8 protein-coding genes are annotated in these 13,732 nt (G+C 69.9%); all 8 read left to right on the forward strand.

The window, feature by feature from the left end; genetic code table 11:
- Positions 1 to 117 precede the first annotated feature (117 nt).
- The 8 genes from ACFTZB_RS19795 to ACFTZB_RS19830 all read left to right on the forward strand — a co-directional run bounded on the left by ACFTZB_RS19795 (position 118) and on the right by ACFTZB_RS19830 (position 13,684).
- Positions 118 to 1,659: a class I adenylate-forming enzyme family protein gene (locus ACFTZB_RS19795; protein WP_378433646.1), complete on the forward strand. Its 1,542-nt coding sequence runs from the start codon at positions 118 to 120 to the stop codon at positions 1,657 to 1,659.
- 63 nt (positions 1,660 to 1,722) lie between these two features.
- Positions 1,723 to 3,129, forward strand: a complete 1,407-nt coding sequence (locus tag ACFTZB_RS19800; protein ID WP_378433647.1) for an MFS transporter — start codon at positions 1,723 to 1,725, stop codon at positions 3,127 to 3,129.
- 3 nt (positions 3,130 to 3,132) lie between these two features.
- Positions 3,133 to 5,262: a molybdopterin-dependent oxidoreductase gene (locus ACFTZB_RS19805; RefSeq protein WP_378433648.1), complete on the forward strand. Its 2,130-nt coding sequence runs from the start codon at positions 3,133 to 3,135 to the stop codon at positions 5,260 to 5,262.
- Complete coding sequence (locus ACFTZB_RS19810; RefSeq protein WP_378433649.1) at positions 5,262 to 7,496, forward strand: molybdopterin-dependent oxidoreductase; 2,235 nt, start codon at positions 5,262 to 5,264, stop codon at positions 7,494 to 7,496. Before ACFTZB_RS19805 ends, ACFTZB_RS19810 begins: the two co-directional genes overlap by 1 nt.
- Entirely contained in the window at positions 7,496 to 9,124 is a 1,629-nt protein-coding gene (locus ACFTZB_RS19815) for an FAD-dependent oxidoreductase (protein ID WP_378433650.1), read from the forward strand. The genes ACFTZB_RS19810 and ACFTZB_RS19815 overlap by 1 nt, the downstream gene beginning before the upstream one ends.
- A complete protein-coding gene (locus ACFTZB_RS19820) occupies positions 9,118 to 11,250 on the forward strand; it encodes a molybdopterin-dependent oxidoreductase (protein ID WP_378433654.1) in 2,133 nt (710 codons plus the stop codon). Before ACFTZB_RS19815 ends, ACFTZB_RS19820 begins: the two co-directional genes overlap by 7 nt.
- Before the next feature lie 166 nt (positions 11,251 to 11,416).
- Positions 11,417 to 12,940 carry a class I adenylate-forming enzyme family protein gene (locus tag ACFTZB_RS19825; protein ID WP_378433651.1) on the forward strand — a complete coding sequence of 508 codons (1,524 nt, stop codon included), beginning with the start codon at positions 11,417 to 11,419 and terminating at the stop codon, positions 12,938 to 12,940.
- Positions 12,941 to 13,684 (forward strand): SDR family oxidoreductase, encoded by a 744-nt coding sequence (locus tag ACFTZB_RS19830; RefSeq protein ID WP_378433652.1) that lies wholly within the window; start codon positions 12,941 to 12,943, stop codon positions 13,682 to 13,684.
- The last annotated feature ends 48 nt before the right edge of the window (positions 13,685 to 13,732 follow it).

Here is a 13,732-nt window from a genome sequence, read left to right on the forward strand (position 1 = left end):
TCTGCCGGGTGTCCGAAATTCCCGAATCGAGCATTGCGCCGTTCGCCTACAACTGTTAGGTTTACGGCACACGAAGTGAGGGTGGTCACACCCGGCTGACGAGCACGAGGAGCACAGATGAATCTCGCGGACCTGACCCGGTTCTGGGGTAAGACACGTTCGCAGCAGCAGGCCATCGTGTTCGGGGACACGGCGCAGACCTGGGCCGAGGTCGACGCGATCACCGACGCACTCGCCCGCGGACTCGCCGCGCGGGGCGTCCGCAAGGGCGACCGGGTGGCGGTGATGATGCTCAATCGCCCCGAACTCGCCCACATCATCCTGGCGACCCTCAAGCTCGGCGCCATCAGCGTGCCGCTGAACTTCCGGCTCACCGGCAGGGAGCTGGCGCCGATGGTGCTCGACTCCGCGCCGCGCGTGGTGATCGTCGAGGACGGCTTCGCATCGCTGCTCGAGGTCGCCGCCGAGCAGGCGGAGTTCGAGACCTACGCGATCGGGGGCAGTGCCCATCCGCCGTACGAGCGGCTGATCGACCCCGGGACCGCACCCGTCGTCGCCATCGACGCCGACGACCCCGGCTTCATCTGCTACACCTCGGGGACCACCGGCGTGCAGAAGGGCGCCCTGATCACCCACCGCAACGCCATGACGCCCGGCATCTCGCAGTCGATCACGTTCGGCTTCTCGTCCCGCGACCGGGTGCTGTGCTCCGCCCCGCTGGTGTACACCGGTTCGATCCTGTCGATCTTCATGCAGCTCGTCGTCGTGCCCGGCGCGACGATGGTCCTGCTGCGCGAGTACGACCCGGAGATCGCCCTCGACACGTTCGAGCGCGAGCAGATCACGGCGACCACGACCGTCCCCGTGATCTGGGAACGGATGACGATGCTGCCCGACTTCGGCACCCGGGGGCTCGCGAAGTTCACGTTCGCCGGCACCGGCGGCGCACCCGTCAGCCTGGACCTGCTCGACTTCTACCGCTCGCACGGCATCCCGCTCACGCAGTGCTACGGCCTGACCGAGGCGTCCGGCATGGTCTCGACCCTCGCCTACGAGGACGCCCTGTCCCGTCCCGGTTTCGCCGGGCTGCCGCTGGTCGGCACCCACATCCGGATCGGTGATCCGGGAGTCCACACCCCGGCCGGGGAGGTCGGCGAGATCCTGGTCCGCGGCGAGCACGTGCTGCGGGAGTACTGGAACAAGCCCGAGGCCACCGCGGCGACCCTCGGCGACGGGTGGCTGCGCACCGGCGACCTCGGCATGCAGGACGAGGGCGGATTCCTCAAGATCGTCGACCGGAGCAAGGACATGCTGATCTCCGGGGGCCTCAACGTCTACCCCGCGGAGATCGAGAAGGCGCTGCACGGCATCGAGGGCCTGGTCGACCTCGCGGTCATCGGCGTCAAGGACGACCGCTGGGGCGAGGTGCCGATGGTGGTGTTCCACAGCGAGCGCCCCGCCGCCGAGATCGTCGCCGACATCGCCGAGGTCGCCGGCGAGAACCTGGCGAAGTTCAAGCGTCCCAAGCACGCCGTCGCGCTGGGCGAGCCCCTGCCGCGCACCTTCTCCGGGAAGCTCGCGAAACCGTCCCTGCGCCAGCGCTTCCCCGAGGTGCCCGCCGACGCACTCGCGGTCGACGGCACCGTCACCCCCGTCTAGCAAGACCCATCCAGTTCGAGGCTTCATCTCCCGCGGTTCTCCCCTTCGAGAGGAATACACGTCGTGGCCCCCACTCGTGAAGTCGACATCTCCCAACTCATCGACGCCGCACCGGTGTCGGCCCTCCAGAAGCGTGCGATCGCGTTGTGCCTGGCGCTCGCGATCCTCGACGGCATGGACGCCCAGCTGATCGGATTCGCGATTCCCGCGCTGTCCGAGGACTGGGGCCTGTCCAAGGCCTCGTTCGGGCTGCTGCTGGCGCTCAGCAGCGGCGCGATGGTCGTCGGCAGCCTGCTGTTCGGTCCCGTCGCCGACCGCTGGGGCCGGCGCCGGGTGATCCTGCTGTGCACCGTGCTGTTCGCGGTGTTCACCCTCGCGTCCGCGTTCGCGCCGTCGATGGGGGTGCTGATCGTGCTGCGCATCCTCGCCGGAATCGGGCTCGGCGGCGTCACCCCCAACCTGATTGCGCTGACCAGTGAATACAGCCCCGCCCGCAGCCGCTCCACCCTGGTCACCATCGTCGTCGCGGGCATGTCGCTCGGTGGCTTCCTCGGCGGACTCGCTGCCGCTCAACTGATCCCGGCGTACGGGTGGCAGTCGATCTTCGTGGCCGGTGGCGTCCTCCCGCTGATCGTGGCGGCGCTGGCGTGGGCCGGGCTGCCGGAATCGGGCAAGTTCCTCGCGGCCCGGGGCGATCACGCCGGCGCCGCGAAGATCCTCTCGGCGATCGCACCGCACGCGGGCATCACCGGGTCGGTGACGTTCACCGTGGACACAGCGGTGGCCACCAAATCGCCCATCCGGGAACTCTTCGCCGGCGGCCGGGCGCTGGACACGGTGCTGCTGTGGGTGGTGTTCGTCATCAACTTCCTGGTCATCTACTTCCTGTTCGGGTGGATGCCGTCGCTGTTCAGCCAGGCCGGGCAGAGCGCGTCCCACGCGATCCTCGCCGCGGCGCTGTTCAACCTCGGCGGCATGGCGGGCGCACTGTCGATCGGGTGGATCACCGACCGAGTCGGCACCGCGTGGCGCCGGTCCCGGGGTGCGGACGCCGCCTACGCGGTGGTGATGGCCGGCTACACACTCGGTGCCGTGTTCATCGGCGTCGTCGCGATGTTCCTGGCGAACTCCACGTTGCTGCTGATCACGATCTGCATCGTCGGATTCGGGATGTCCGGCAGTTCGGCGGGCATCATCGCGATCGCGGCGTCGATCTACCCGGTCGCGGCACGGTCGACCGGCATCGGCTGGGCCATGGGAATCGGGCGGATCGGGTCCATCGCCGGGCCCACCCTCGGCGCCGCCCTGATCGCGGCCGGGATGGATGCCCGCACGATCTTCCTGCTGATGATCGTGCCGACCGCCGTCGCCGTCCTGACGCTCGGTGCGCTGTTCGCGCGGGAACGACTGCGCGTTCGCACCGTCGCCGGGGCCGCGGACTCGACCGCCGTCACCGCCGAGGCGCACTGAGCCATGCGATCCGTCACGTCGAGGGCCACGTCGTACTGCAGGCTGTGTGCCTCCTCGTGCGGGGTCCTGCTCGACATCGAGGACGGGCGGATCGCGCGGGTGCTCGGCGATGCCCACCATCCGATCTCCGGCGGCTACACCTGCCCGAAGGGACGCCGAGGCGGCGACCTCGTCCACGGCCCGGACCGGCTCACCACCTCGATGCGCCGCACCGCCGCAGGCACCCACGAGCCGGTGCCGGTGGCGCGGGCGGTCACCGACATCGCGGACCGGCTGCGCGCAATCGTCGACCGGCACGGACCGGATGCGGTCGCGCTGTTCATGGGGACACAGCAGAACTTCGCCGCACTCACCCCGCCGATGGCCCGAGCCTGGTTCCGCGGTACCGGCTCGCACAAGCTGTTCTCCACGATGACCATCGACCAGTCCGCGAAATGGGTTGTCGCCGAACGGATGGGAACGTACCTCGGCGGTCGGCAGCGATTCGAGGACGCAGACGTGTGGTTGCTCGCGGGCACCAACCCCGTCGTCTCCGGCAACGGCGGCGACGGGGACGGCGCGGTGGTGCAGAACCCGTCCGTCACCCTGAGGGCGGCGCGGGAACGGGGCCTGCGGCTCATCGTCGTCGACCCGCGACGCACCGAGACCGCGGCTCTCGCCGACATCCACCTGGCGCCCCGGCCGGGTACGGACGCAGTGCTGTTCGCCGGTCTCCTGCACGTCGTCCTGACCGAGCGCCTCCACGACGCCGGCTTCTGCCACCGGTACACGGCCGACCTGGCCGTGCTCGCCGATGCTGTCAGTGGCGTGACCCCCGGCGTCGTGCAGCGGATCTGCGGCATTCCCGCAGACAGGATCAGCGACGCGGCACGCGTGTTCGCAGACGCGGCACGGGGCATGGCCACCAGCGGCACCGGGTTGTGCATGGGCCCGCACTCGAACCTCGCGGAACACCTCGTCGCGGCACTGAACGTCGTGTGCGGCCGGTATCTGCGGGAGGGGGAGCGGGCCGACGACCGCGCGGTCCTGACCCGGCACCAACCGGCGCGCGCGGAGGTCGCCCCGGCCACCCGGGCATTCGAGCACGGATTCCGCAGCCGGATCGGCGGGGTCCGGGCGATCCGCGGCGAACTTCCGTCCGGCATCCTCGCCGACGAGATCCTCGAACCCGGCCCCGACCGGGTGCGGGCGCTGATCGTCTCCGGCGGCAACCCGGCGGCGGCGCTGCCCGATCGCGGGAAAGCGTTGCGCGCGATGCGATCACTGGACCTGCTGGTGTGCGTCGACCCGCGCATGTCGGACACCGCGCGGCTCGCCGACTACGTGATCGCCCCGACCACGATGTACGAGCGTGCCGATCACACCGCGATCATGGAGCCGTTCTTCCCGCAGCCGTTCGCGCAGTACACCCCCGCGGTCGTGACCGCGCCGCCCGGCGTCGTCGACGACTGGCGATTCTTCCTCGACCTCGCCGCCGCCTCCGGGCAGCCCGTCAAGTTCGCCGGTCGCATCCTCGACCCCGCCGCGCCACCGACGCCCGAGCAGTTGCTGGCCATGACGGCCGAGCGGGGGCGCGTCCCGTTCGCGGACCTGGTCGCCGCCCCGCACGGACACGTCGCCGGACGCAGCGGCGCCGTCGTGGGTCCGGCGGCCGAGGAGAATGCCGGGCACCGCCTGACACTGATGCCCGGGGACGTGCGCGCCGAACTGCACGCAGCACTGACGGAGAGGGCTGCCGCTACGCAGTTCCCGCTCCGGTTGACGGTGCGGCGGATCCGGGAGACCGTCAACTCCACCGGTACCCGCGTGCCGGGACTCGTTCCGGGTGGCGCCAACCCCGCGAGCGTGCACCCGGACGACCTCGCCGCCGCGGGCATCGCCGACGGGCAGGCGGTGATCGTGCGCTCGGCGTCCGGGCACCTGCGTGCGACCGTGCGGGCGGACGCCACACTGGCCCGCGGCACCGTATCGATGACGCACTGCTTCGGGAGCGTCGACCCGCGCGACGACGTCGGAGTGAACGTGAACGCGCTGACCGGAACCGGTGACGGCGTCCAGTCGATCAACGCGATGCCCACCATGACCGCGGTTCCCGTCGCGGTCGAGCCCACCACCATCGAACAGGACGTGTGATGACGGCAGAACCGATCGCCGGGCACCGGATCTGCCCGCTGTGCGAGTCGACGTGCGGGCTGCTGGTCGAACTCGACGGTCGCGCCATCACGAGGGTCGCGCCGAACCCCGACGACGTGATGAGCGCCGGGCACAGTTGCGCGAAGGGACTCGGTCTCGGCCGCATCGAGGGCGACCCGGACCGGATCCGGACCCCGCTCCTGCGCACCGCGGGCGGTGGGTTCCGCGAGGCCGGCTGGGACGAGGCGTTCGCCGAGATCGAGCGCCGGCTACCGGAGTTCGTCACCGATGACCCGGGCAGCTGCGCCGTCTACCACGGGAATCCGGCCGCCCACCACCTGGATTCGACGTTCTACCTGGGTGAGCTGATCGGTGCCGTCGGTACCCGGAACATCTACTCGCCGGCCAGCGTCGACACCTGGCCGAAGAACCTCGCGCACATGCTGCTGTACGGCACCGGGCTCGGGATGAGCCTGCCGGACCTCGACCGCACCGACTACCTGCTGATCCTCGGCTCGAACCCGATGGTCTCCAACGGCAGCACCGTCACCGCGCCCGGCATGCACCAGCGCCTGCAGGCGTTGCGTGAGCGGGGCGGCACCCTCGTCGTGGTGGATCCGGTGCGCACCCGAACCGCCGAGGTCGCGGATCTGCACGTGGCGATCCGGCCCGGGACCGACGCCCTGTTCCTGCTCGGCGTGCTGTCCGTCATCGCGTCCGAGGGACTGTCCCGGCCCGACCGGGTGCCTGCGGTGGTGGACGGCCTCGACGCCGCTCTCGCGATGGCGGCGGACTTCGACCCCGACGCCGTCGCCGCCGCGTGCGGAATCGACGCCGAACTGATCCGCGCGGTGGCCCGGGGGTTCGCGGGCGCGTCTGCAGCGGTGGCGCATTCACGGATCGGGACGTGCATGCAGGAGTTCGGCACCCTCGCGAACTGGCTCGTCGAGGTGCTCACCATCGTCACCGGCAACCTGGACCGGCCCGGCGGGGCGATGTTCGCGCTGCCGCCGGCCGGCGGGCAGAACACCTGGCCGGTGACCAGACCGCCGAAGCTGATGTTCGACCGGTGGCGTTCGCGAGTGCGGGGGCTGCCGGAGGCGATGGGGGAGTTGCCCGCGGTGTGCTTCGCCGAGGAGATCCTCACGCCCGGACCGGGCCGTACCCGGGCGCTGATCACCCTCGCCGGGAACCCGGCCCGGTCCCTGCCCAACAGCGGCGCGATCGAGGAGGCGCTCGGCGCTCTCGACTTCATGGTGTCGGTGGACTGCTACCTCAACGAGACCACCCGCCACGCCGACGTGATCCTGCCGCCGCCACCGCTGGCGACCCGCGGCCACCACGACGTGACACTGGCGCACTTCCAGATCCGGAACGTCGCGCGGTACACCCCACCCCTGCTCGACCTCGCCGACAATGAGCTGGCGGAATGGCAGATCCTGCTGCGGATCGCCGCGATCGCCAAGGGAACCCCGCAGCGTCCGGTCGAGGAGATGGACGACGAGGTGGCCGCCGTCGCCGCCCGGCGCGCCGCGACACTCGCCGGCCGCGAGATGGACCAGGTTCTGCACGCCGTCACCGGCCGGCGCGGCCCTCAGCGATTACTGGACCTGCGTCTGCGCAGCGGACCCTACGGAGACCGTTTCGGGCTCGACCCGGACGGGCTGACTCTCGCACTGCTGGAGGCCAACCCGGACGGCATCGACTACGGGTCGCTGACACCGCGCGTCCCGGGGGTGCTGCGCACCCCGGACGGGCGGATCGACCTGATGCCGGAGATGATCGTCGCGGATCTGCCACGGGTGCGGGCGAGCATGACCCGGTCCGCCCCGGATCTGCTGCTGATCAACCGGCGTCAGCGGCGCGGCATGAATTCGTGGCTGCACAATGCCCTGCCCCAACCGGACGGCGGCCAGTGCGCCCTGCTGATCAGCCCGCGCGATGCGGCCGAGCGCGGCCTGGTCGGCGGCGACCGGGTGGCGGTGACGTCCAAGGTCACCACCGTGACGGCCGAACTGCGGATTGACGACGCATTGCGTCCCGGTGTGGTGAGCATGCCGCACGGGTGGGGCCACCACGGGCCGGGCCTGCGGACGTCCCGGTCGGCGTCGGTGCCCGGCAGCAACTACAACGCGCTGGTGGACGACACCACCGACCTCGAGGCGCTGACGGCGTCCCCGATCTTCAACGGCGTCCCGGTCACCGTGACGCGCACCAGCGAGGAGCATCCCTGATGGCGTACGTGGTCACCCAGAACTGCTGCAACGACGCGACCTGTGTCGCGGTCTGCCCCGTCGACTGCATCCACCCGACTCCCGCCGAGCGGGAGTACACGCGCACCGAGATGCTGTACATCGATCCGGGCGCGTGCATCGACTGCGGCGCCTGCTCCGACGTGTGCCCGGTGGACGCGATCGTCCCGGGCGACGCCCCCGCACCCGACATCGACCGGTACCGGGAGATCAACGCCGAGTACTTCCAGCGGAATCCACGCAGCACCCCGCCGGGTGCACACGTGCAGCCGCTCCCGCTCGCCCTCGCGACCACCGGCGTCACCCATCCCCCTGCGCTGCGGGTGGCGATCGTCGGATCCGGACCGTCGGCGTTCTACGCCGCCGAGGAACTGCTGGCTCGCCGCGACATCGCCGCCGAGGTCACCATGTTCGAACGGCTGCCCGTCGCAGGCGGACTCGTGCGGTTCGGCGTCGCACCGGACCACTGGCACACGAAGACGGTGGACCGGGTGTTCGACCGCACCGCGCGACGCGACGGCTTCACCTTCCACCTCGGCGTCGAGGTCGGGCGGGACGTCACGATCGACGAGGTGCTGGCCCACCACCACGCGGTGATCCACGCGTCCGGGGCATCGGGGGACCGGCGCCTCGGCATCCCCGGCGAGGACCTGCCGGGCAGCTACGCCGCCCGGGAGTTCGTCGCCTGGTACAACGGCCACCCCGATCACGCCGACCGCACGTTCGACCTGTCCGCGCGCCGCGCCGTCGTGGTCGGCAACGGCAACGTCGCGCTCGACGTCGCCCGCATCCTCGTCTCCGATGTGAACACCCTGCGCCGCACCGACATCGCCGACCACGCCCTCGCCGCCCTGGCCGGCAGCCGGGTCGAGGAGGTGGTGGTGCTCGGTCGGCGGGGACCCGAGCACGCGGCCTGCACCACGCCGGAACTGCTCGCGCTCGGCTCGCTGCCGGGTATCGACGTCCTCGTCGACGGTCCGGTGACGGCGGCACCGGACGCACCGGCCAAGCTGCGGATCCTCGCCGACTACTCCCGGCGGGAGCCGACGCCGGGCAACAAGCGCATCGTGTTGCGCTTCGATACCTCCCCACGAGAGGTGCTCGGCGCGGGCCGTGCCGAGTCGCTTCTGGTGTCCCACGGTGACACCGTGGACCGGATCGAGTGCGGTCTGATCCTCCGGGCGGTCGGGTACCGCGGGTTGCCGATCGACGGCCTCCCGTTCGACGAGGCCGCCGGAACCGTCGCCAATGCCGCGGGCCGCGTCGTGCTGCCGGGGACGGGGGAGACCGTCCCCGGGCACTACGTGGCGGGGTGGATCAAGCGCGGTGCCACCGGGGTGATCGGCACCAATCGCTACTGCGCGGCGGAGACCGTCGAGGCACTCCTCGCCGATCACCGTGCGGGACTGCTCGCCGCCCCCACCTCGGCCGCTGCGGACCTGGCGGCGCTGGTGCGCGAACGCAGGCCCGACGCGCTCGGCGGCGCGGACTGGCGCGCGATCGACCGCTTCGAGCGCGAGCAGGGGCGGGCCGTCGGACGTCCTCGGGTCAAGATCGTCGACGCCCCCGCGGCAGGCGATGTCGCGAGAGCCGCACGGGTGGGATCGTGACGCGGAAGGTCCACACGTTCTGCCGGATCTGCGAGCCGGGGTGCGGCCTGCTCGCCGAGGTGGACGGTGACGAGGTCGTCCGGCTGCAGCCGGACCGGGATCATCCCGTGCACAAGGGGTTCTCCTGCCACAAGGGCGTGCACTACCTCCAGGTTCACCAGGATCCGGATCGCCTCGACCGGCCGCTGAAGCGGAAAAATCCGCGGAGCGAGGAGCGCGGCGACTTCGAACCCGTGGAGTGGGACGTCGCGGCGCGCGAGATCGCCGACAGGCTCGCGGAAGTGCGGCGCCGATACGGCCGGGGTGCCCTTGCCGTCTACCAGGGAAACCCGTCGGCGTTCAACGGCGCCTACTACGCGAACGCCGCCACGATCGCGCGCGGCTTCGACACCCGGATGCGCTTCAGTGCGGGAACCCAGGACACCTCGGCCAAATATGCTGCGAGTGAGGCGATCTACGGGGCGTCGATGGCGCATCCGATCCCCGACCTGCTGCACACCGACTACTTCCTGTGCCTCGGCAGCAACCCGCAGGTCTCGCACATGACGCTGATCCACATCTCGGATCCGATGGCCAAGATCCGCGCCGTGAAGAGCCGCGGCGGGACCGTGCTGTTCGTCAATCCGCGCCGCATCGAGTCGTCGTCGCCGGAGACCGGGGACGTGGTGTTGATCAAGCCGGACACCGATTTCTACTTCCTCGCCGGAATCCTGCACGAGATCGTCTTCCGGATCGGGTACGACCGGGCCGAGGTGGAACGTCACGCTCGCCGCGTCGACGAGTTGCTCGACTTCGTCCGGCAGTATCCCGTCGACCGGATCGCCGCGGTCACCGGCGTCGAGGCCGACACGATCCGGCGGGTCGCCGACGAGTTCTGCGCGGCACCGAGCGCGAGCGTCTACATGGCGACCGGGGTGAACCAGGGCCGTCAGGGCACCCTGGCCTACTGGATGCTGACCATGGTCAGCCTGTTCTCCGGCAACCTCGGCAGGCGCGGTGGCAACATCTACTCGCGTGGCGTCGCCGACGTGGTGCAGGGTTCCAAGCGTAAACGGGAGGACCCGTTCTACGAGGGTCCCTTCGGTGAGATGCGGACCGTCGGCGGTGATCTCCCCGCCGCGCTCCTGCCGGACTTCATCGAGAATCCCGACGACCCGGTCCGCGCGCTGATCGTGGTGTCGGGCAACCCGCTGCTGTCGGTCGGTGGCGACGACCGCCTGCGCCGGGCGTTCGAGCAGTTGGACCTGATCGTGACCGTCGATCTGTACCGCACGGTCACCGGTGAGATGGCGGACTATGTTCTGCCGGCCACGGACTGGCTGGAACGGGAGGACGTCAACTTCCTCAACACGATGGGCGTGGCGATGGAGCCGTACGTGCAGTACACGCCCGCCGTCGTCCCCGCGAAGGGGGAGCGCCGCGACGACTGGTGGATCCTGTCCCGCATCCAGCAGGCGATGGGCGTCCCGACGCTGCTCGACGACCCCTACCCGAATCCGTTCGCCGCGGTCGACGCGATGATGCGGGAATCGGGTCTGAGCATCGATCTCCTCGCGACCCTGCCGTGCCAGACCGCGGTGCTGCCGGAGGCCGAACCGTCGCACGTGTTCAGCATCGCGGTCCAGCACGACGACGGCCTGATCGACTGCTGTCCCGCGCTGTTCCAGCGCTCGTACGGGACCGCGGAACGCATCTTCGAGGAGTTGGCCGCGGAGCCCGCCGACCAACTCAAACTGATCACCCGGCGCACCCACTACATGGTCAACAGCTGGCTGCACAACCTTCCCGTACTCAAACAGGGCGTCCACCAGAGCAATCCGCTGTGGATGCACCCGGACGACGCGCGGTGCCGGGACCTCGTCGAGGGCGACGACGTCACCGTGCGCAACCGCCACGGCGAGGTCGGCGCAATGCTGATCTACGACGACACCCTCCGGCCGGGCGTCGTGGCGATGACCCACGGCTGGGGGCAGCGCACGGCCCGGGGGCTGGACGTCGCGAGGCGCAACCCGGGTGTGAACGTCAACCGTCTCGCGCCCACCGGGCCGGACGGCTACGACCCGCTGAGCAACCAGTCGCAGCTCACCGGCATCAACGTCGAGGTGGTGCGCCTCCGGCACTCGTGAGTACTTGTTAACGTCCGGCGGTTAACAAGTACTCACGGGCGCGAAGCGCAGACCTTGCCGGATTTAACAACAACCTTTAGATTTAGCAGCTGTGACGGGCGGCACAGTCACGGAGAACTTCGGTTTCGATCCCACCGGTCGCGGCCGGGCACACAGGAGGCAATGAATGAGCGGAACCGTGATCGACGCGCTGAATTTCTGGGCGCGGATCGTCCCGGGCCAACCGGCCATCGATTTCGACGGCGACGTCGTCACGTACGCGGAACTGTCGAGGTGGGCCGACGGCGTCGCCCACGACCTCGCGGCGCGCGGCGTCCTGCCGGGTGACCGGGTCAGCTTCGTGGGAACCAACACCCTCGAATGGTGCGCGGCGGCGCTGGGGGCGATGAAGGTGGGCGCCATCGCCGCGCCGTTCAATCAACGGATGCTCGCCGGCGAGCTCACGGCGCTGGTCGAGGATTGTGAGCCGAAGATCGTCTACTGCGATCAGGCGTACCTTCCGAGACTCGAAGAGGTCCTGAAGGCACACGACACCTTCTCGATCGCCGTCCTCGAACACGACGTGCGGCCCCTGCGCGGCGGGGAGCACAGTACGTTCCCGACTCCCGTGGTCGACATCTCGACACCGACCGCGATCGTCTTCACCAGCGGCACCACGGGCAGGCCCAAGGGGGTGGTGTTCACCCACGCCACCATCGCGGGCGAGATGCACGAGTGGTCGCTGATGGAACCGATCCTGCCCAACGGTCTTCGTCCTCTGCTCGTGCTGCCGTTGTTCACCGCGGCGGGCATCATCTGGGGCATTTCCCGCACCGTCATCCACGGCGGCACGCTGTTCCTGCAACCGGGATTCGACCCGCAGGCGGCCCTGCGTGTTCTGGTCGAGGACAAGGCGACGACGCTCACCGGTCCACCCATCCTGTTCGAGCAGATCGCGAAGGTCCCGGGATTCGCCGACGCCGACCTCCGCCACCTCACCACCGCACACGTGGGCGGTGCCCGCGTGCCTGCACACCTGCTGGGGATCTGGCAGGACCGGGGTGTGCAGTTGCGGCAGATCTACGGGCAGACCGAGATCGGCGGTTCCGCCACCGTGATGCCCCGCGACGAGGCGGCCGAGCATCCGGACAAGTGCGGGTGGGGTGGCATCTTCACCAAGATCCGAGTCGTCGACGCGTCCGGAAACGACTGCGCGCCCGGCGAAACCGGGCAGATCCTCCTCCGCGGTCCGGGAATGATGCCGGGCTACTGGCGCAACGAGGACGCGACGAAAGCCACGCTGATCGACGGCTGGTTGCACACGGGAGATCTCGGAAAGCTCGACGAGAACGGCTACCTGACCTACGTGGACCGCCTCAAGGACATGATCATCTCCGGTGGGCTCAACATCTCGCCCGCCGAAATCGAATCGGTGATCAATCAGATCCCCGAGGTCGAGGAAGTCGCGGTGATCAGCGTGCCCGACGCGAAGTTCGGAGAGACTCCGGCTGCCCTCGTGAAGGCGGCGCCGGGCCTGACCGAGGCGGATGTCGTCGAGTTCTGCAATCGGCGCCTCGCCGACTTCAAGGTCCCGCGCTACGTCGTCCTGCTGGACGAGCCCTTGCCGCGGATGGCCAGCGGCAAGATCGCCAAACGGGAACTGCGCGACACGTACGCGGACGTGCCGGACACTCACCGGAAGGTGCGCTGAATGACGAACGCGGGTGAACAGAAGGTCGCCGTCGTCACCGGGGGTGGCCGGGGCATCGGTGCGGCAATCGCGCAGCGACTCGCGTCGGACGGTTTCGCCGTGGCGGTGAACTATTCGCGCAGCGAGACTCATGCGGCCGACGTGGTCGCGAAGATCGTCGCGGGCGGCGGCCGCGCGGCGGCGATCAAGGCGGACATCGGGGACGCGGCCTCCGCCGAGGAACTGATCTCACGGACCGCCGACACGCTCGGGGCGCCGACGGTACTGGTCAACAACGCGGGCATGAACCTCGCCGGTTCGGTCCGCAAGCAGCAACCGGACGACTGGGATCGCGTGATCGCGGTCAACCTCAGCGGGGCGTTCTACTGCACGCACGCCGCGTTGCCTGCGATGTACGAGAACGGCTGGGGCCGCGTCGTCTTCTTCGGAAGCCCGTCCGGCGGACGGCGGCCGTCGCCCGGGATGAGCGCCTACTCGGCGGCGAAAGCCGGTCTGACCGGAATGACCCGGACGTTGGCACTCGAGGTCGCGCGGCGCGGCATCACCGTCAACACCGTCGTCCCCGGTTTCGTCGAGACCGACATCATCAGTTCCGGGGGCGACGCCGCCGTCGACGCCCTGGCCGCCCATTGGCCGCGGATCCCGGCGGAGTCCGTGGCGGCGACCGTGTCGTTCCTCGTCAGTGACGACGCGCGCCATGTGTCGGGTGAAGAGGTGGGCGTCTGGCTCGGCGGTCCGGTGTAGGCGCCTCCGGCGCTCGTGCGCGGTTGACGAGTCCCAGGACTCGTCAAC

This window comes from Rhodococcus sp. NPDC057014 (genome assembly GCF_042673295.1).
In the GTDB taxonomy this organism is placed as follows: domain Bacteria; phylum Actinomycetota; class Actinomycetes; order Mycobacteriales; family Mycobacteriaceae; genus Rhodococcus_F.

What these genes read in the sequence shown, in the direction of transcription:
- ACFTZB_RS19795 (WP_378433646.1), top strand. Translation starts at nt 118, where the DNA reads ATGAATCTCGCGGACCTGACCCGGTTCTGGGGTAAGACACGTTCGCAG.
- ACFTZB_RS19805 (WP_378433648.1), top strand. Translation starts at nt 3,133, where the DNA reads ATGCGATCCGTCACGTCGAGGGCCACGTCGTACTGCAGGCTGTGTGCC.
- ACFTZB_RS19810 (WP_378433649.1), top strand. Translation starts at nt 5,262, where the DNA reads ATGACGGCAGAACCGATCGCCGGGCACCGGATCTGCCCGCTGTGCGAG.
- ACFTZB_RS19815 (WP_378433650.1), top strand. Translation starts at nt 7,496, where the DNA reads ATGGCGTACGTGGTCACCCAGAACTGCTGCAACGACGCGACCTGTGTC.
- ACFTZB_RS19825 (WP_378433651.1), top strand. Translation starts at nt 11,417, where the DNA reads ATGAGCGGAACCGTGATCGACGCGCTGAATTTCTGGGCGCGGATCGTC.
- ACFTZB_RS19830 (WP_378433652.1), top strand. Translation starts at nt 12,941, where the DNA reads ATGACGAACGCGGGTGAACAGAAGGTCGCCGTCGTCACCGGGGGTGGC.